Below are 19,593 nucleotides of genomic sequence, written 5' to 3'. Positions count from 1 at the left end.
CTTACGCGGCCGCCCCGATCTTGGCGGCGGCCTGCCGATTCTCTATTCCTCTTCGTCCCTGCGGCCGCGGCAGATGCCGCGCTCGGCGTTGCGCAGGAAGCGGAGGATGTGTTCGACTTCCTCGCAGGAGTCGAGTTCCTGCTCCATCACGGCGATCGCCTGCGGCAGGGTAAGGTTGGAGCGATATAGAATCTTGTAGGCTTTTTTGAGGTTGCGGCGGGCCAGTTCACTGATGCCGGCGCGAGCGATGCCCACGCTGTTGAGCCCGCAGACTTTGGCCGGATGGCCGTCGACGATGACAAACGGAGGCACGTCCTGGACTACCTTGGAGGCGCCGCCGATGAAGGCGTTGCGGCCGATCTTGACGAACTGGTGCACCCCGGAAAGGCCGCTGATGATCGCCCGGTCTTCCACGACGACGTGGCCGGCCAGCGTCGCGCAGTTGGACATGATGACATGGTTGCCGAGGATGCAGTTGTGGGCGACGTGGGTGTACGCCTGCAGCAGGCAATGCGAACCGATGCGGGTTTCCTCGCCTTCGCCGGTCGCGCGGTTGACGGTGGCGAACTCGCGGATCTGGGTTTCGTCGCCTATGAAAACGTAGCTCTTTTCGCCGCGGAATTTGAGGTCTTGGGGATCGGTGCCGATGGAAGCGCTGGGATAAAGGATGCAGTTCTTACCGATACTGGTCCAGCCGTCTATGACGACATGAGCGCCGACTTTGGTGCCGTCGCCGATCAGGACGTTTTCGCCGATGACCGCATACGGTCCGATCTCGACTTCTTTGCCGATACGGGCGCCCGGGTGTATGACAGCTGTTTCGTGTATTTTACGAATCGGTATTACGACAGTTTCCGGCTTCATCAGCTCATCTCCTTACTGTTGTCGCGGCCGAGGCCCGTAGCCAACCTGCTGTTACTTATAATCCGACTAACCAGTCGAATGGTGGCAGGGCCTATCGTCGCGTATATTGGCAAAAAAACCAAAAATGGCTGTTTAGGGCAACCTTACATATAAACTATGCCATTTATATCCTTATTGCTTTTCTTTTCAGGTAAGGGCAAAGAGAAATTCTCCCTCGGCCACCAGTTCGCCGTCGACAAAAGCCTCGGCCCATATCTTACCCATGGTGCCGCGCATTTTCATAATCTCGGCCACCATCCGCACTTGGTCGCCCGGCACCACCGGCCTGCGAAACTTAACCCGGTCTATGCCGGCGAAAACCGCCAGCTTGCCGGAGAATTCGTCGCTGTGGAGCATCGCCACGCCGCCCACCTGGGCCATCGCCTCAAGGAGCAGGACGCCGGGCATGATGGGCTTGCCAGGGAAATGGCCCTGAAAAAACTGCTCGTTGGCGGTAACATTTTTTATGCCCACGGCTCTTTTCATGGGCTCGATTTCGACGATGCGGTCGACCAGCAGGAACGGGTAGCGATGCGGGATGATCGCCTGGATCTGAGGCACGGTCAACATGGTAGCAGTCCTCCTCGTCACTTTTGAGCGCTTGCCGCTATTTGCTTCGCCAGCGCGGTGTTGAGCGCGTGGCTGGATTTCACCGCGACGACGTGGCCGCGGATCCTTCCGACCAACGCCAGGTCGCCGAGCACGTCGAGGATCTTATGTCTGACGAGCTCGTCGGGAAAGCGCAGCGGGGTAAGAATTTTATCGCCGTCGTATACCACCGCGTTTTCGAGGCTGCCGCCGAGAGCCAGGCCCTGCGCCTGCAGGGCTTCGACCTCGTGCATGAAGCCAATGGTCCTCGCCGGGGCGATTTCGCGGATGAACGTGTCGGTCGAGATTTCGAAGTCGCCGTACTGGATGCCGATCAAGGGGTGCGGGTTGACGGACGTGAAGCTGACCCTAAGGCCGTCATACGGCAGGATGGCGATGAATTTATCGGGGAAGCGTACCACCTGCGCCGCCGGCAGCGGGGTGTAGCGGCACGGCGCCGCCAGAGCGGCGATACCGGCCTCTTCCACCAGGCTCACAAAGGGGAGGGAGCTGCCGTCGCCCACGGGCGGCTCGGCGGCGGTGATTTCGACCAGGCAGTTATCGATCCCCATGGCGAAAAAGACGGCCAGCAGGTGCTCCACGGTAAAAACCTTGGCAGCCCCATCCTCAATCGTCGTCGCCCGCAGGGTGGACGTAACGTTGGCGGCGGTTGCCTTTACCCGCGGCGCTCCCGGGAGATCAGTGCGGACGAAGACGATGCCGGTGTCAGCCGGGGCGGGCTGCAGGGTGATGGTGACGTCCCGGCCCGAGTGAAGGCCTATTCCCGTATAAGCGACGGATTTCCCGAGGGTGGTCTGATACGACATGGCAACCTCCCGATAAACAGCTATCACTTATTCTACAAAAGATTCGGTTTTCCTGCAAGTGGTAAAAGGAAGGAATCAGGCGACGCGCTTGCCGGCGAGGGTAAGGGCGCTGGTGTTCATCTGGTATTCGATGAGCTCTTTATAACGCTGGCCGACCTCCGACGCGGGGGTGACAAAGACTTTGTCGGGCACGCCTTCTTCGACTACCCGGCCTTTGTCCATAAGGACGATCCGGTCGGCGACATGGAGAGCGAAAGGCAGTTCGTGAGTGACGACCACCATGGTGTTGGCGTTGTATTTTGCGAGTTCCTCCATGACCACAAGCACTTCCCTGACCAGGATAGGGTCGAGCGAGGCAGTGGGTTCGTCCCAGAGCATCAGCTCGGGTTCGAAGGCCAGCGCGCGGGCGATGCCCACCCGTTGCTGCTGGCCGCCCGACAGTTCCCCGGGTTTTTGGCCGCGACAGCTTTCAAGGCCGACCTTGGCGAGCGCGGCCATGGCTTTCTCGCCGGCCAGCTCGCGCGGCATCCCGTCCATTACCAGTCCAAGCATTACGTTTTCTTCGGCCGTCAGACGGCTGATGAGGTTGAATTGCTGGAAAACGAAACCGATGCGTTTTCGCACCGCCCGCATTTCCTCGGGGGCGATGGCGGTGATGTCGCGGCCGGCGAAGAAGATCCGGCCTCCGTCCGGCTCGACGAGCCGGTTTACGGTGCGGATGGTAGTGGACTTGCCGCACCCCGAGGGGCCCATGAGCACGACCGTCTCGCCTTTCTTCACGTCGAGGCTGACGTCCGCTACGGCTGTAACTTTGCCGAACCGTTTGTGAAGATTATTTATGGTGAGCATAGTATCACCTCATTAACGAAATTTTACCTTGCGATTGTTCAATTTCTGCAACAGTCCCGGCCGTGCGGCGGGAATGACGATCTCGCGCATGACCTCGTCGAAGGACAGGCCGAGCGCTTCGCCGGCCATGATTTCGTCGGCGGCCACCGGGCTGATTTTCTCGGCGTAGCCGGCCACCAACAGGCCGAGAGCGGCGCCGAGCACCGGGACGCCGACCCAGGGGAGGTAGGGAATGCCGCCGCCGGCGATGATGAACATGGCGGTGAGCATTACCGCGCCGCACGTCATACCGTAGACTCTTTCGGCGGCGCTCAGGGCGGCGAATCTCGCCATCACCGCCCGCCAGCCGCTGGGTTTGGCGCGGTTGGCCAGGCGACGGCGGCGGATGACCGCCATGACCGCGGTATGGTCGAATACCAGGAAGAGAATGGTCGCCACCATGGCGGTTATGCCGGCCAGGATGGCTTTGACCTCATGGAGGACCTGGTAAAGCTGCCCGCGGGCGTCAGGCTCGATGATGCCCAGAGCGGTCGAGTACAGGGCGGCGTTGTTGTGTCCGGCCTGGCGGGCGACGATGGGCGCCACGGCGTCGGCGCTGACGCTGCTGGTCGTGAGGATTTGGATGCGCTCGCCGGGAATCACCTGGCCGGCGATGAATTTATCGATGATCGCCAGGGTGTGGCTGATGTCCTCGTCCTTGAGGTTGGGCGCGCTGGCCGCCATATATTGAAGCTGGGCGGTGACCAGCGGCACGTTGATCTCCTGCACCTTGTCGAGCCGGCCGGTCATGTCGCGCAGGTTGGTCTTGGCGCTGGCGGCATCGAACGCTTTCAGCGTGGCGAGGGTATTCTTGCTGCCGCTGACAACGCCGTCGATGGCTGCCGTCGCCTGACGGGCGTTGGCCGCAACGTTGTCAAGAGCGCCGAGGGTGCCGCTCAGGCTGGCGAGGCTGCTCTGGGTGCCGGCGAGGCTGTCGATGCTGCTGCCGGCGTCCGGCTGTACCAGTTTCAATACCTTAAGGGTATTGATAAGACCGCCGAGGCCTTTGGACGAGGAGTCGAGCTGGGCGCGGAGCGAGCTGGTATCGATATTGGCCAGGCCGCTCGTCGCCGCCTGGATGGTGGCGCCGGCCTGCTGGACGCCGCTGATGGTCTGTTCGACAGCAGCGATGCCGCTGTCGTAGTTGTCGAGGGCGTTCATCGCTATGCCGCTCATGTTGCGGGCGTCCTGGGCGAAGTCGGGTATCTGGCCGACCAGTTTGGAGGTTTCGTTGAGCGCGGTGCCGAGCTCCTGGCGCGGGTTCTTGTAGCTGGCCGTGGCGACGGAAGCGCCGACGAGATTCTTGTCCAGCTTGTAGCCCTGCGGATTCGCCAGCGCGCTGGCGTCACCCTGGACGACGATGCCTTCGGCAACGCCGTCGCCTTTGATGCCGGTAACCTGCACAAGGACATTGTTCTTGTCCGGCGGGCTGCCGGCCGCAGGCGCCGCCGGCGCCGCGCCCTGGAAGACGAGGGTGTCGCCTTTTACGAGCTTGGCGCCGCCTGTTGGGGTGATGGTGACCTGGGATGCGTAGGCGGTGAGGAATCTCCGCATCTCCATCATCGTGCTGACGGCGTAGGTCATATCGTCGTTCTTGCCGTCCACCGAGACATTCTGGGCGTACTGAACCTTGAGGTCCTGCCTGATGTCACCGGCGATCGCCTCGCCGAGGCGGATTGGGTTGGACGGCTCGCTGCCGACCGGGAAGCTAATCTCGATTACCTGGTACTGTTTCAGGAGGGCGTTGATCTGCTTTTCGACCGGGGCGCTTTTGTCCAGAGACAGCAAAACCACGCCGATCGAGCCGCCGTCGCGGAACGCGAACCGCACGCCGTCCATTTGCATGATCCGTTCCATTAGCATATTTTTCGCGCCTTCAGGCACACCGCGGATGGTGAGGCGCGGGTCGGTCATTACGCCGACGCCGGCGCCGCCGGGGATGCTGCCGAAGGTCTTGCCGAGGTCTTCGTAGACCTGCTTGGTCTGGAACTGGGCTGGCAGGGTGATGAAGAAGCTGGTCTTGCCGGTTAGGGTGGGGCCTTCCTTCATCACCGCCCCAGGGAATACGTCGCTGATTATCTTGTCAATCTGCTGGGCGGCGTCTGTTTTCATTTCCTCCCGCACATTGATGATGAGGTCGAATTCTCCGTAGTCGCCGACGAAACTGGCGAGGGTTTTGGAGAAATAGGCGTTGGCTCCCAACGATACGACGCTGGCCAGCATCGACCCCACCAGAACACTTACGATAACCAGGATGAGAATGTCGCGCTGAAAGGAATCACGTAATATATTCTTGGCGAAAGTCATGCGTAACCACCTCTTTTCCGGCCTCCATTATAGCACGTATATCACTTTTATGTCCATAAGTATATACGATTGTCGCGCATTTGTATATATTGGCATCGGGGATGAAAAGGCCCGCCCCCTTACGGGGACGGGCGCGGGTACGGCGTTTATTTGTCCTGGCCCGCTTTTTCGGCCGGCGGCTTGGTCTTCCAGCGGTTGTGGAGCCAGAACCATTCGTGAGGATGGGCGCGGATGTGCTCTTCGAGGATGGCGTTGAGCTTCCGGGTGGTGACGAGGAAGTCGCGGTCACGGTCGTCGGTCTTTTCGGTCGCCAGCGGCGGATGGAAGATGATGGTGTGGGTGCCGTCGGCGTTGGCGGTGATGAAAGTGGGCACGATCAGCGAACCTTTCATCCGGCTCAGCGCGGCCGGTCCCTGAGGCGTGGAGGCGATACGGCCGAAAAACTCGGTAAAAACCCCCTGCTCTCGGGCGTCCTGGTCCATTATCAGGCCGATGGCCTTGCCTTCACTGAGGTAGGCGATCATTTCGCGGACGCCGCTTTTATAGGTGATGTGCATACCGGTGGATGTGCGAATTTCGTTTATCAGCCTGTCCATGGCGGCGTTGGTCTGCCGCTGGGCAACGCCGACGATCTCATAGCCGTAAAGGGCCAGCGCCGGGCCGATAAGTTCCCAGTTGCCGCTGTGGGCCGCGGCGATGATGACCCCCTTGCCGTGGGCGAACGCCTGGTCGAAGTACTCCCGGCCCCGCAGAATTACGAAGCTGTCGATATTATTCCTGGTGAGTTTGGGGATTGTCAGCAGTTCCATGAACATCCGGCCGAACCGAACGGCGCTGCGCCTGACGACGGCAAGGGCGGACGGAGCGTCCAGCCCCAGGCTGGCCATGACGTTGGCAACGGCCATTTCGCGCCGCTTCATGGGCACTAGCGGCCATAGCGACTCGCCGATGAAGTCGCCTATGCGGTTGCGCATCCCGGCGGGTAACGGGCGTAACAGCCAACATATCAACTTGACGAGGTAATACTGCATGGCGGGGCGACCTCCATCAGGGAAAAACTGCCGGGAGCCTGTCCGCGCCGTTCGCGGGATACTCCCCTGGCAGCCTTTTGGGTTGCAGGTTTTCTAGTTGGTGAAGCTTATGCCGAAATAGGCCGCCCGATCCCGCCAGCCGGCATCCACCTTGAGTCCCGGGATGATCGAAACCCTTGCGCCGTAGTTCATGCGGCGGCCGTCGAACTCGGCAATAAGGGTGGTGGCGGGGAAGGTGTTGTTGCCGGTGAGCACACTGACAGGGTTAATGGTTTTTTCGAGGGCGGCAAAGGTGCCGTCGAAGCGACCGTTGCCCACGCCGGCGTGGATGCGGAAACCGAGCGGCAGGGCTTTGGAGGCTACGGCGTAGTAAGAACGCGAGCGCTCGCCGGCGATGTCTTCCACGCCGACCGCCACCCCGGGCGTGAGAATGGTTTCAGGCAACAGGCCGAGTTTGGCGTTGACGTATGTTTTGTTGGCGCTGACATCGTCGTGGCGGAAGCCGGCGACCCCCAGTTCGAGGTTGGGTAGCAGGCTCAGGTTGATTACGCCGACCCCGCCGGTTTTAAGGTGATAGTAGCCAGCCGAGAACTGGCCTTCCTGGAGAACGTCGGCGGACGGATTGTTGATCTGGCCGGTGGCGCCGTTTACCGACGGGGCGGCGGAAGCCGCAGCGACAGAAACGAGCAGGGCGCACAGGACACCGAATACTATCTTCCTCATATGTCCTCCTTGGTTTGAATGAAGTGGGGGAAGAACATTGAGTAGACTATTCTGCGCCCGGGCCGCCAATCCTGCCCTCTGCCACAAGGTAATATCTGTCCGCCAGTTATTTTCCTTGTTTTTCCAAGGCGGCGAGGCGCTTCTCCAGGGCCTGCACCTGTTTCATCAGGTCCGGCAGCCTGCGCGCGGCCGCTTCGGCCCGCAGCCATTCCTTATGGGGCCTGGCGGGAAAGCCGGCGTAAAAGGAGTTTGGCGGAACGTCGCCTGCGGCGCCGGATTTGCCGGCGAAAATGCAGTTGTCGCCGATGGTGATGTGCCCAACCGCGCCGCTCTGACCGGCGAAAATAACGTTGTTGCCGACCTTGGTGCTGCCGGCGATGCCGGTGAACGCCACCAGGAAGCAGTTTTCACCGATGACGACGTTATGCGCCAGGTGGACGAGATTGTCTATTTTGGTGCCGCGCCTGACGACTGTGGAGCCGGTGGTAGCCCGGTCAACGGTTACGTTGGCGCCGATCTCGACGTCGTCCTCGATTATCACGTTGCCGACCTGAGGCACCTTGTGGTGACGGCCCTCGATGGTGACGAACCCGAAGCCGTCGGACCCGATGACCGCCCCGCTGTGGACGATCGTCCGCTCTCCCAGACGGCAGCCGGCGTATACGGTCACCCCGGGATAAAGGATGCTGTCGCCGCCGATCGTGGCGGCCTCGCCTACATAAGTGTGAGGATAGAGGACGGTGTTGTCGCCGATGGCGGCGTCGTCGGCTACGACCGCGTGGGCCATTACGGCGACATTGCTCCCGAGCCGAACCCCCCTGCCGACGACGGCGGTGGGGTGAACTCCCCGGGATACGACCGTAGGCGGGGTGAAAAGCTCCAATACCTTAGTAAAGGCTACCCGAGGGTTCGCCACCCGGATAGCCGGCTTGGGATACGCTGCAATGTCGCCCGGCACTATGACCGCGGCCGCCTTCGACGCGGCCGCCTTGTCGAGGTGCGGGGGTACGGCGAAGGTAATGTCCCGGGGCCCGGCATCCTCGATATTGGAGACGCCGGCGATCTCGGGGTCGTATCCCCCCAATACCATCCCCTCTACCAGGGCGGCGATTTCACTAAGTCTTTTAGCCAACGGAAACACTCCCACTCAATATTAGAGGTTAAGCCAAAGGCTTTAACCCTTTGGCTTAATCGATTATTGCATCCGTTTGATTACTTCGTCGGTGATGTCGGTGCCGCCCTGAGCTACGCTGTTCTTGTACAGCACTACTCCCAGCTTCTTCTCCTTGGCCACCGCATCGACGGACTGCTTGATGCTGGCGTCGACCTGGCCCTCAAGGTCTTGCTTGATTTTCAGGAAGTCACCGTAGGCCGCTTCCTGTTTCTTCTGGAACTCGTCCGCGCTGAGGCTGGCTTTATCCTTTTCCAGCGTGTCGCTGAGTTCCTTGGCTTTTGTGTTGAGCTGTTCCTGGAGCTGTTTGACCTTGGGACTGTCACTCATCACTTTGTTGACGTCGAGGATGCCTACCGCGCCCGTCCCGCCGGAGCAGCCTCCAAGCAGCAGGGCCGCCGCGGCGATCACCGCGACCGCAAAGATCAGGTATTTTTTATTTCGCATAAGAATCCCCCCGTTATCGATACTTGCCCGGTTCTATTATGCACCGGGCGCTTATTTCTTAAACTCGGCAATCACCGCGTCGGTGATGTCGGTGGCGCTTACGTTTACTTGTACTTCGACGAGCACCGTGTCAAGACCCGACTGGCTGGCGACTTTTGCGGCTTTGTCGCGGATGTCGCTGATTATCGCCGCCTGAAGGGCCGCGATGTCGCGGCCGGTAGCGGCCAGCTTGTCGGCCGCCGCCGTACCGCCGGCCGCGCCGGGCTGGTCGAGGCGGGCCGCCATCTCGGCCCTCCGGGCTGCCAGCTTGTCGGTCAGTTCACCGTTAAGGGCCTTGGCGTACGCGGCCAGTTCCTGCTCAGCCTCGTTTTGTTTGCCCTTCATTACGGTGTCTGTCTTGGCGAGAAGTTCCTTCTGGCGGGCGGAGATTTTGGCCGCCCGTTCCTTTTGGAGCTTGTCCAGTTCCGCCTGCAGAGGCGCCGCTTCCTCTTTGGAAAGCTGAACAGTCTTCAGTTTGAGCTGAATGGAAAATATCTGCGGCTGGTATTGCTGGTCGAGTTCATGGGCGTAGGCGTCAAGTTCGGCCGCCACGTCGCGGCTGGCCTGGTCGGCGGCCGCCTGCAGGCGCGTCTTGACTTCGGCCTCCTTGGCCGCCATGCGGGCATCGAATTCCTTGGCGGCTGCCTGTTCGAGGGCGGCAGGGCTTCCTGCCGCAGGTAGCGTCGCCCGCGCCGCGAGACCCTGGGCTTTCTCGGCGTCGATGCGGGCCGCGAGCGCGGCGTAGTCCTTCTGGAGGCGCTGGACTTCCGCGTATTTGGGATGGGCCTTGATCGCTTTTTCCATTACGATCAGACCGATGGTAGACTTGGGGGGCGGGGTGGTCTTAGCCTGCTGCGATCCGCAGCCTGCTATAACCAGAGAGGCGGCAACCGCGGCGACAAAAATCAGCTTGGCCATATTCTTCCGCACAAAACCACCTCCCTTTCGGAATAAAGAACCGAGCACAGTAAGACCGGCTCGGAAATAAACAAGTATCGGTTATTTGCCGCCGAGCTTCTTCTTGACGTCGTCGGTGATGTCCTGGCCGCCGTAGATCACCATGCCGGCCGGCATCACGACTGACAGCCCCCTTGTGTCGGCCACTTCTTTGATGGTGGCCATGACTTTTTCGCGAATCGGGTTCAGGAGTTCGGCCTCCTTCATTTGCAGGCGCTGCTGGAGCTGCATAAGGAATTCTTGTCTTTCCTGGTCGTTGGCCATCGAAGGCGCTTTGGCGTCGAATTCCTTCTGAGCCGTCTCCTGTTCAGCCTTCATGGTTTCGGCGAATTTGGCGAAATCGGGATGGGCCCTTACCAGGTCTTCAAAATTTACCTTGCCAACGTTGGAGGCTGCTGCAGCCTGAGTGGTGCCGGTCTGCGACACCGCAATGCCAACGACACTAAGCATAAACACCGCTGCGATAGCTACGGAGATAATCTTAACCTGTTTCTTCTCGATTTTGAGCACTTTCTTACCCCTCTTTCCGCTTCTTGGCAGAATTTATACTCCTTCATTATAGCAGGGACGAGGGCGGCATTCAAGGACAAAAATTCTACAGATTCCCCACCAGCCGCAGCCAGCGGTTATTGTTGGTGATGACATATTCGGCGCTCAGGAATTCGTGCAGTTTATACCGCAGGCCCGCCTCGTTGACCCCCGTTATCGGGGTCCGCTCCAGGCGCAGCGACCAGCGCTCGTCAAGGTCCTGTTTAAGCCAGAAGAGACCTTGCTTGCTGCTGAGGTTGTACTTGACGCCGGCCTCGGTCGCGGGTCCCAGGCGGTGTCCCCACCCGGGCACGAACTCCCAGGTTACCGAAGCCGGGATGAAGGTAACTTCCATAAAGAGCTCGTCCTGACGGCCGAGGTACTGCCCTACATGCAGGCGGGCCGAGGTGTCGTTCTCCTTGCGCCCCATATCAAGGTAGCCCTCGAGCTTCACATTGTATTTGGTGGTTTCCGCGCTTAAATCCATGTCGGTGGTCACCCCCGGCCTGAGCGCCGACGTCAGGGTGAGGCTGTACCGCCCGACTACCGGCTGGGCGGACGCGACCCTCATGAGCATGTCCTTAAAATAGTCGCCGTGCCGTTCGACGAACGCCACCGGCAGCCCGCGCAGGGGGCTGGCCGCGTCTTCGACACCCGGGCGCGCTTCGAGTAGAAGGAAGTTGGGGATGGTCCGCGAACGCAGCGTCACCCGCACATCCTTGATTAGCGGCCCCGCCGGCGCCAAAGAAAGCCTGACCGTCGTCGTCTGTCCGGCGATTATCTCGATGTTGGCCCTGAACTCCGGCAACTGGGCGGCAAGGTATTCGCGGATGACCGATTTGGAAACGCTGCCCGCCCAATCGACCGAATCCACCGGCATACCTATGAGTACCTGGCCGATCTTGTCCTCGATGTTGCCGAGGTCGCTGCGGAAGAGTTCCTCCAGTTGGGGCGAGATGCCGCCGAGATCGGTCTCCAGTGCGACTTTGCGCACGATGTCGCCCCACGGCAGGATGCGTACGGCGATATGCGCGGTCGTGCCGGGGGTGATGTTCACTTCCTGTACCGAGTAGCCGACGAGCACGCGGTCGAAGATCTCCTTGATCAGCTTCTCGTAGGACGCCTTGCCGCTCTCGACGTCGGCCACTTTGCGCCCTGCCAGGACGTGGTCGCCCACGGTGGCGATGCTTTGTTCCATGCGTTTGATGACGCGGCTGGGCGGAGGAGCGTCACCTGCCCGCACGCTGACCGTTACCGCCTCCACGGAGGCGTTCGCGGCCGCGGCGATGCCGCTCCAGCCCGCCACGATTATCGACGCTGCCGCTGCTATTACAAAGAAATGTCGCGCCTTTATTGCCGCCACCTCCCTGGACAGGAGAATCCCCTGGGCAGTTGCCTGCAGCCCTGAAATAAGCCGGATTAAAGCAAGAGCCAGGTGCTAGACCTGGCTCTTGTCCTCTTTAGAACTGGCCTCCGAAGCTGAAATGCGTCTTGCCGCCTTCCTTGCCCCGGGCGTAGTCTAGCCGGATAGGCCCGAGGGGAGTGGTGACGCGGACGCCGACGCCGACGCTGGATTTGAGATCGTTGAGCTTATAGCCTTCGCCGTCCCAGGCGTTGCCGATGTCGCCGAAGACCACGCCCTCAACTTTCTTGACGATCGGGAAGCGGTACTCGGCCGTCGCCGCCAGCATCTTGTTGCCTTTGAACTGCTCGTCGTTGTAGCCGCGGAGAGTGTCGGAGCCGCCTACGTAGAACTTGCCGCTGTCGGGCATCCGGCCGTCGGCGTAGCCTGCCGTCAGGCGGACCGCGACAACCTGCGAATGGCCGACCTTGAAATAGTTGCGGTCTTCCGCAGTGTACTTGTTGAAGCTGAAATCACCGCCGAGCGCCTTGCCGGCGAATTCGGCCGACAGTGAGAAGCGTGTCCCTTCGCTGGGGTTGAAGACGTTGTCGCGCGAATCGAACACGCGCGCCAGCGTGATGCTGCGGGTCAGGCCGAAGTTGTCCTTCAGCCACTGGCTATTATAGTCTGCATCATAGTTAGTTGCGCCAGCCGCAGCCTTGTAGTCGACCGGACCGGAGACGAATTTCACATAGTCGTCGGTACGGTTTTTGAAGGTGATATAGTTCTGGGTGTACTCGCCCTGCGGCCGCCCGAGGGTGAGGTCCCAGCCCCGCCGCTTGCGGTCGTAGGTCGACCTTACGGCCCGGTCGTCGCCTTTGTAGCCGTAATCGGAGTACTCGTTGGTCATGTTGTACAAAGAGACGCTCGCCGATGTCTGTTTGCTGTCCAGCCAGGGGCGGGTGTAGGAGAACTCGTAGTTCCGGCCGGAGTCGGCTTTGCCGCCGAATTCCCAGTGAACTTTGACCTTGTCGCCGGTGCCGCGGAAGTTGTTGTCGCCGACCTCGATGATGCCGATAAGGCCGTCGCCCTGGCTGTAGCCGCCGCCGACGGAGAAAACGCCGGTTTTCTGCTCGACGACATTGGTTTCGAGAATAACGGAGTTAGGCTGTTTGCCGGGATTGAGCTTCATGTTGACATCCTCGAAGAAGCCGAGGTTGTACACCTTCTGCATGCTCCGGCGGGCGTCCTTGACGTTGAAAGCTTCGCCGGGCTTGACCTTCATCTCACGGGTGATGACGTAGGTTTTGGTCTTTTCGTTGCCCTTGACCGTTATCCCTTCGAGCATCCCTTCGTTGATGGTGATGGTCAGCACTCCCCCGGGGGTCATGGCGACGTCGCTCACCCGCGCCAGTACGTAGCCCTGGTCGTGATAATAGGACTCGATGATGCGGGCGTTTTCGTTCAAGGCCTTGGTATTGAGCACCTTGCCTGTATTTACCGTAAGCATACTTTTGATCTTGTCGGTGGATACCTTGGAATTGCCCTTGACGACAATGTCTTTAAGGGCGGGGTTTTCCATTACCGTGTAGACCACCTTTACGCCTTCCGGTACTTCGGTGAAGTTGGATACTACGTCAAAAAAGTTGCCAAGCTCGTAAATCGCCCGCAAATCCTGCTGGACCTTGTCGGCACTAAGTGTGTCGCCGGGTTTAAGCTTGACCACCGCCATGATGGCGTCCTCCGAAACGCTGCTGTTGCCGGAGACGCTTACGGCGGTGACCCGTTTCCCGGTAAGGTCGGCAGCATGACTCTGAGCGGCGGAGCCGAGCACGATCCCTAGTGCGATCACAGCTGAAAGTAACAGGTGCCCGAAGTGCCTCCTCGCTTTCATGCATAACCTCCTTTATTAAGTTTACTGGCCGCGCAGCGATCTGCCGGCAGCCCGGATGACGTCTTTCATTTCATCCGGGGAAAGCAGGTTCTCCTTTTCTGCCGCCTGCATCCGTCCAATGCTTTCAGGACGTTGCGCCCCAAAGCTTTCCGGGCGATAGGCCGGCGGGATGGTTTGCGGCGGAGTATTGCCTGTCGCCTTGGATATCGCCGGTCGCTGCTCCTCAGCCCGGTGCGGGACGGAGGTGTCGCTGGCCTTCTGGACCACCGGCTTAGTCTTGGCTTCGCGCGCGGCAAGTGGAATCGGCACGGCGGTGTGGCGTTCGCTAAGCCCCCAGTATGCCCCAAATCCGGCGGCAACGATGGTGGCGGCGAAAACTACAGGCGCAGCCTGGCGCAGGAGCGGGAACTGACGCCGCTCTTGCCGGAAGAGGCTTGCCTCCTTCGCGTGCTGAAGCTCGGCCTGAGCTAAGATAAGGTTGAGTTCGCCGCGAATTTTGCTGTTATTGTCGAATGACTCTTCCGCCCGCGTCAGCCAGACCTTGGCGGAACGCAGGTGCCGGAACATATGCCGTTTGAAATCCGCCATTTCCACCACTCCTATTATAGCCACAATATATAGTCATGGGAAGAGGCCAGATTCTGGTCACTCTTGCGCGGGTAAATCAGAGCAATTTGGGCAATTAAGAGAGTTTATGTCGCTCTTTCTCCCTCTTTCAGCCTTTTTTCTCTATAATGAACTCTTCATATCCTGCATAAGTCTGGACAATAGACCGCGGGCCCTGCGGATCCCTTGTTTATGAAGCCTGTAGACATGCGACAGGCTCATATCGAGAGCTTCGGCAAGCTGCTTGGGCTCGCGCTCTTCCAGGTACATGCCCGACAGCACCAGTTGTTCGTTGGCCGGCAGGCGGCCGAGAGCGCCGCGGACCTGCTCCACGAGGAAATTGCGCTCAGCCTGGACAGCGACCGCAGGTGCGCCGTCCACCAGCGCATCCCCCAGGGTCAGGCTGCCTTCCTCTTCAAGCGGGCTGTCGATATAAAGGCAATTGGCCTTGCCTTCGCGGGTGACGAAGTTGACGATGCGGCCGCGGATCCGGTGGAGGGCGTACAGGCTGAACGCCACCCCCCGGCTGTGGTCGTAGTTTTCCACCGCCTCGATAAGGCCGACGGTCCCTTCCTGGATGATGTCCATAACAACCGCGTCATCGGCTTTCCAGCGGAGAGCGACTTTGAAGACCAGCGGCTGATAATGCTCGATGAGCTGCCGCCGGCTGTCGAGATCGCCCGCCTCCTTGTAAGCCTCCCACAGCCGCCGTTCTTCGGCGGCACCGAGCAGGCGTATTTTTCGGAGTTCCGCCAGATACTGGCTTAACACTTCAATCATCCCCGCTTAAAAAGTGAATCGCGCTTCAACGCCCAACTGCCGCCGGTGATACTGGTCTATCGCCCCGGTTACGCTGAACCGGCGATTGAGGTCATACCGGAGGAAGGCGCTTGTTTCCTTGTGGTCGATGCCCAGTGTGTAGCTTATATACAACCGGTCGGTGACATACTTGCCGATTTCGATGTTGTATACTTCCCGGTCGGCGACCGCCGACGCAGTACTCGCGGAGCCTGACGCCGTTCCTGAGGTCTTGCCGCTTGTAGTTGTGGTCGTCTCGGTGGTCAGGGTGCTGCGCACAAGGCGGAAATCGTCGAGCCCGAAGGAGTTGCGGAACGCGCTCTCGGCTTCGGCCACAAAAGCTACATGCAGCCCCGCGTCGAGAAGGCTCATCAGTTCTTCCCTGCCCAGCCCCGAGTCCCGGTTGCCGCCCGCTGTACTCTGCCTGTCCGCATAACGGTTGCGCAACGTGAGGAGCGACAATATCTGCTGCTGACTCATCGCCGGTTCGGAGCTCAGGCGGATCTGCATCGCATCGAGCGGCCCGCTGACCGTCAGCTTGACTCTCGTATACTCCAGCCGGGTCTCGGCCGAAAGCTTGATAACAGGCAGGAGCGACCTGAACTGGATGAAATCGGCGCGGGCGCTGTCTACTCTAAACTGCGTGTGCAGGTAACTTACTGTCCCCCGCACGGCGTCGAAGTGTCCCGAGGCGGCGGGCGAAGACGTCGAGCCGGCGAATTTCGCCCGGCCTTCCACCTGCAGGTCATAGAAATAGGAGTTGTAAAGCCTGACCTTCTTGGCAGCGACAATCTCCAAGTCCAGCCCTACGTCAAGGCCTGAAGGCGAGAACTCTGGCACGACGGGAACGTTGATCGTCGTATTCTCGAACAACAACTGGCCGCCCAGGACCGGCTTCCCGCCGCTGGAATTGAGGGTGAGCGTTCCTTCCAGCGGGCCTTTGTAATATTTGTGATTGATATCAAGCTTGTCCAGCACGAGCAGAAGGCGGTAATCGGCCAGGGAAAGGCCGCTGATGGCTGCCGACCCGGTCAGGCGGTACGTTCCTTTGCCCATGCTGCCGTCGAAGGTTATTATATTAATTTTATCACCTTCGAACTGAATATCAACCCCCACTTTTTGAATGGGGTCGGCCAGCGATTTGAGCTTGACCGCTCCATCATTCACGACAATGCTGCCGTTTAGAAGCGGCTGGGCCAGGGTTCCGCCGACCGTCACCTCGCCCTTGGTTTCGCCGGTCGCCCAGGCAACTTCCTTGCTGAGCAGGGGCAGAATGCTGAGGTTGGCCTGCTCCAGGCGCACCTTAAGATCCATTTGGTCGGCGATGGTCGCCTGGGCCCTTCCCTTAGGATTCAGGGCGGCCAGGGGAATGGTCCCATAGGCGCTGGCCCGGTACGGGCCCTTGGTAAACATCAGCTGGTTAACGTGGATGCTGCCCTTGTCGAGTATAAACAGGCCGTACATAGCGTCAAAAGTGGCGTTGGCCACGCCGCCGCCGTTTATCTCCAGCGAGACGGCCGCGTGGGGACTGTATGACGTTCCCGTCACCTGGGCCGTGAATGTGAGCTTACCGCGCGTATCGACCGTCGAATCCAGCCAGGCGGTCAGGAGGCCGGCATCGAGGGAGCGGCCGCCAATCTCCAGATCGAGCGGCCCGCCGAGCGCGGCTGTGCCGCGCGCCGCCAACACGCCGTCGCCTTGTTTGGCGTAAAAACGGTTGACCGTCACCACGTTGTTGTGGAGGGCAATGTCGGCTTCGATGTTATCGAGCGGGTAATTCTTGATCTTGCCTTTGGTTAAAGTGCCTGTCAGCCACATATCGGGCCGGTTTACCGTGCCGCCGAGGCTGACGTGCCCGTCGAGCTGGCCGTCGATATCTTTGGCGGGGATGTTGAAGATGGCCAGCAGGGCGGCGACGCTGCCGTTGCTCGCGCTGAGGTCGCCGTAAATATTCTCGGCCGCGAACCCTATCCCACCTGAGAAGGTGAACTTGCCTTCTCCCAGGGAAAACCCGAAACGCGGCACGGCGAGCTGATCGCTGTCGACGCTTAGTTCGCCGGTGATGTCGGTCAGTTCCTGGCCGTTAAGTTTCAAGCTTGCGGCGGTAATTCCGCCGCTGAACACCGGTGCGGAGGGCGTGCCTGTAAGCCTACCGGAAAAATGGGCCCGCCCGGCTACCGGATAAGGAAACTTTACATGGACGGCGGCAAGGTCGATGTCTTTGGCCGCCACATCGAGACTAAGGCTGTTGTCGGCTGCGATCGTGCCGGCGAACCGCACCTCGGCTCCCAGCGAATTCACAATAAAATCACGCAATTCGGTGACGCCCGCCCGCCGACGGTAATGACCCTCGGCACGGGCGATAAGCTGGCCGCGGAAGCTGCCTTCGGTCAGCTTGATATGGCCTTCGGCAGTAAAGGAGGCGAGGGGACCGGTAATCGTCAGCTCGTTGTCGACGTTGCCGGTCAACTTCTCCCCTGGCAAGATCAAATTAACGAGGTTTTCCGCTCTCGCCTGACGGGTGGCGACGGTGATGTTCAGCTCCCGCTCACCGGTCAGACCGATGGTGCCGTTGACCAAGTGCCGGGTAACGTCACTCAGCGTTTCCACCTCTTTGAAGGTAAGGTTGTCGCGTGGTGAGTTCAGGCCGACGCTGCCGTTGACCACTTGCCGGGTAACGGTGCTCAGCGTTTCCACCTCTTCGAGTGTAAGGGTGTCGCGCGTTACAGTCAGTCCGCCTTTTGCAAGCGTGTAGGGCTGGTAAAGCGCCCTGCCGTTGTAGGCGGTGAACCGGGCCGTGGCCTTCGGCGAAGCGGTCGTGCCTTCCACCCTGCCTTCGACGTCGGCAGCGCCGGACAAATCGATGCCGCCCGCTTTGTCGGCCAGCAGGGACAACGGCACGCCCTGACCGAAAAAGTTCAGAGCCAACCGGCCGTCCGTTGCCGATCCCTTGACTGTCATCACTCCCGAGCCGGAAAACCCGACGGTTATGTAGTCGATCGTCAAGACGGCGCCTGCCTTGTATAAGCCGGCGGACAGAGTAGCAAAAGGTATGCCGTCGATGCAGCCGTCCGCCGCCCGGACCGAGCCGTCCACTTTAGCGGACGCCAGATTGCCCGTTCCTTCCAGGCGGAGGTCGATGTCGACTCGTCCGGATATATCAACGCCGAGGCTGGGAAGCGCCGCCAAGTCGAGCTTGCGGCCGCTGACCGCCAGGTTGTAGTCTTGCTTGTCGAGCAGGATGGTGCCTGCGCCGCTTATCCGGCCCCCGAACATATCGGCGTCCAGTTGTTTGACTGTCAGCACCGATTCGACCAGCGCAAATTTGGCCGCCGCGTTGCCGATCGCCCAACCGTTGGTCTCGCCCTTGTCGAGACGCACCTCGCCACTGACCACGGGCCTGGTCGGAGAGCCGCCGATGACGGCCGTGAACGACAGCGGGCCTTTAAACGGGATGTCCCGGCCCAGGGCCGCGGGGTCGAAACTCTTGGCGCTCGCCGTCAGGCTGAGGACCGGTTCGGCGGCGTCGGTCGCTATTTTACCCCTGAGTTCGATGTCCTGGCCGTAGACCCTGGCGGCAATTGGGAACAGAAAAACCTGTTTGTCGCTGAAAGCCACGCTGCCCCGCGCGCTGCTCACCGTTACGCCGCCGACGTCGACATTCACGCCGTCGAGTTTGGCCTCGCCTGCGTAGGTGATTTCGCCTTTGTCGCGCCGCACGATTACCTGCGCCTGGGCAATGCGGCCGCCGGCCGGCTTTACGGCCAAATCGGCCGGCACCAAAGCCTCCAGCCCACCGATGTCAAGATTGGTCGCACCGAGCGCCAGCATGCTGGACCCGTCACGGCTGACGCGTCCCGCCACTTCCAGCGGCGCCCCGTTATAATTGGCCGCAAGCTGAAGAGCGACATCGGGCTTGTCGGCAAAATCGAAAGCTGCGTCGATATCGCCGAGCCGCCAGCGGCCGTCGGGTACGTTTACCGTCACCGTGCCCTTGCGGATGGTTACTTTGCCGTTGAAGGCCGAATCGCCCGAACGGGTCTTGTCCAACAAGTCGTCAATATTCCACTTTCCGTCAGCCCGGCGTTCGAGAAAAATCTGCGGGTCGTCGAGAAGCAGTTCGCCGACTGCCTCTATCGTGTCCGTGCCGCGGAGCATGGTCAGCGGGTTGAATACAACCGTCACTTTTTCCGCCGCCGCGATTAACTGCCCGCGGTCGTCGCGAATGGCGACATCCTTGAGCAATACTTTATTGAGCCAGGAAATCTCGAGGCTTTTTACCGAAACAGGGACTCCCAATGCCTTGGTCAATTCCGTCTCCAGCCTATCGCTCATTCCAGCCATGACGGTCTGGCTCTTGTTCATTATAAAAGCGCCGGCTACACTGGCAACAACCAAAGCCACCAAAGCCAGTACTATGGCTTTTTGTCGCATATGTGCCTCCCGCATCAAAGTCTTGGTCACTGTCTAATTTCGACGCGGGCGATTGCCTTCCTTTAAAATAGACGCTGGTAATAAAATTCAGACAACGCTGCCTCTTAGTG

The 19,593-nt window shown here is 60.2% G+C and carries 16 protein-coding genes; all 16 read right to left on the bottom strand.

The genetic code is table 11. The annotated features are described in order from the left end of the window. Positions 1 to 42: 42 nt before the first annotated feature. Complete coding sequence (gene lpxA / locus Q4T40_21405; GenBank protein MDT8903795.1) at positions 43 to 864, bottom strand: acyl-ACP--UDP-N-acetylglucosamine O-acyltransferase; 822 nt, start codon at positions 862 to 864, stop codon at positions 43 to 45. A gap of 186 nt (positions 865 to 1,050) precedes the next feature. Next, positions 1,051 to 1,473: a 3-hydroxyacyl-ACP dehydratase FabZ gene (gene fabZ, locus Q4T40_21400; GenBank protein MDT8903794.1), complete on the bottom strand. Its 423-nt coding sequence runs from the start codon at positions 1,471 to 1,473 to the stop codon at positions 1,051 to 1,053. Between the two features lie 17 nt (positions 1,474 to 1,490). Then, positions 1,491 to 2,318 carry a UDP-3-O-acyl-N-acetylglucosamine deacetylase gene (lpxC, locus tag Q4T40_21395; protein ID MDT8903793.1) on the bottom strand — a complete coding sequence of 276 codons (828 nt, stop codon included), beginning with the start codon at positions 2,316 to 2,318 and terminating at the stop codon, positions 1,491 to 1,493. Positions 2,319 to 2,393: 75 nt separating this feature from the next. Next, positions 2,394 to 3,167, bottom strand: a complete 774-nt coding sequence (locus Q4T40_21390) for an amino acid ABC transporter ATP-binding protein (GenBank protein ID MDT8903792.1) — start codon at positions 3,165 to 3,167, stop codon at positions 2,394 to 2,396. A 12-nt stretch (positions 3,168 to 3,179) separates the two neighbouring features. Beyond that, entirely contained in the window at positions 3,180 to 5,513 is a 2,334-nt protein-coding gene (locus tag Q4T40_21385; protein MDT8903791.1) for a hypothetical protein, read from the bottom strand. Positions 5,514 to 5,659: 146 nt separating this feature from the next. Beyond that, positions 5,660 to 6,544 (bottom strand): lysophospholipid acyltransferase family protein, encoded by an 885-nt coding sequence (locus tag Q4T40_21380; GenBank protein MDT8903790.1) that lies wholly within the window; start codon positions 6,542 to 6,544, stop codon positions 5,660 to 5,662. Between the two features lie 93 nt (positions 6,545 to 6,637). Then, positions 6,638 to 7,267 carry a YjbH domain-containing protein gene (locus tag Q4T40_21375; protein MDT8903789.1) on the bottom strand — a complete coding sequence of 210 codons (630 nt, stop codon included), beginning with the start codon at positions 7,265 to 7,267 and terminating at the stop codon, positions 6,638 to 6,640. A 106-nt stretch (positions 7,268 to 7,373) separates the two neighbouring features. Beyond that, complete coding sequence (gene lpxD, locus Q4T40_21370) at positions 7,374 to 8,399, bottom strand: UDP-3-O-(3-hydroxymyristoyl)glucosamine N-acyltransferase (GenBank protein MDT8903788.1); 1,026 nt, start codon at positions 8,397 to 8,399, stop codon at positions 7,374 to 7,376. 63 nt (positions 8,400 to 8,462) lie between these two features. Further along, positions 8,463 to 8,885, bottom strand: a complete 423-nt coding sequence (locus Q4T40_21365; GenBank protein ID MDT8903787.1) for an OmpH family outer membrane protein — start codon at positions 8,883 to 8,885, stop codon at positions 8,463 to 8,465. A gap of 51 nt (positions 8,886 to 8,936) precedes the next feature. Beyond that, the gene (locus Q4T40_21360) at positions 8,937 to 9,854 is read right to left on the bottom strand and encodes a hypothetical protein (protein MDT8903786.1); all 918 of its coding nucleotides are present in this window, start codon (positions 9,852 to 9,854) and stop codon (positions 8,937 to 8,939) included. Positions 9,855 to 9,923: 69 nt separating this feature from the next. Next, positions 9,924 to 10,391, bottom strand: coding sequence for an OmpH family outer membrane protein (locus Q4T40_21355; protein ID MDT8903785.1), 468 nt, complete (start codon positions 10,389 to 10,391; stop codon positions 9,924 to 9,926). An 85-nt stretch (positions 10,392 to 10,476) separates the two neighbouring features. Then, positions 10,477 to 11,772, bottom strand: coding sequence for a hypothetical protein (locus Q4T40_21350; GenBank protein ID MDT8903784.1), 1,296 nt, complete (start codon positions 11,770 to 11,772; stop codon positions 10,477 to 10,479). 97 nt (positions 11,773 to 11,869) lie between these two features. Beyond that, positions 11,870 to 13,645, bottom strand: coding sequence for a BamA/TamA family outer membrane protein (locus tag Q4T40_21345; GenBank protein MDT8903783.1), 1,776 nt, complete (start codon positions 13,643 to 13,645; stop codon positions 11,870 to 11,872). Between the two features lie 21 nt (positions 13,646 to 13,666). Beyond that, a complete protein-coding gene (locus Q4T40_21340) occupies positions 13,667 to 14,233 on the bottom strand; it encodes a hypothetical protein (protein ID MDT8903782.1) in 567 nt (188 codons plus the stop codon). Positions 14,234 to 14,374: 141 nt separating this feature from the next. Continuing rightward, positions 14,375 to 15,031, bottom strand: coding sequence for a sigma-70 family RNA polymerase sigma factor (locus tag Q4T40_21335; GenBank protein MDT8903781.1), 657 nt, complete (start codon positions 15,029 to 15,031; stop codon positions 14,375 to 14,377). Between the two features lie 6 nt (positions 15,032 to 15,037). Then, positions 15,038 to 19,483, bottom strand: a complete 4,446-nt coding sequence (locus Q4T40_21330; GenBank protein MDT8903780.1) for a translocation/assembly module TamB domain-containing protein — start codon at positions 19,481 to 19,483, stop codon at positions 15,038 to 15,040. Between the last annotated feature and the right edge of the window lie 110 nt (positions 19,484 to 19,593).

This window comes from Selenomonadales bacterium 4137-cl (assembly GCA_032334055.1).
Lineage (GTDB): Bacteria > Bacillota > Negativicutes > Sporomusales > UBA7701 > Anaeroselena > Anaeroselena agilis.
Note: the sequence above shows the minus strand (reverse complement) of the source record. Positions and strands in the feature narration are given on the sequence as shown.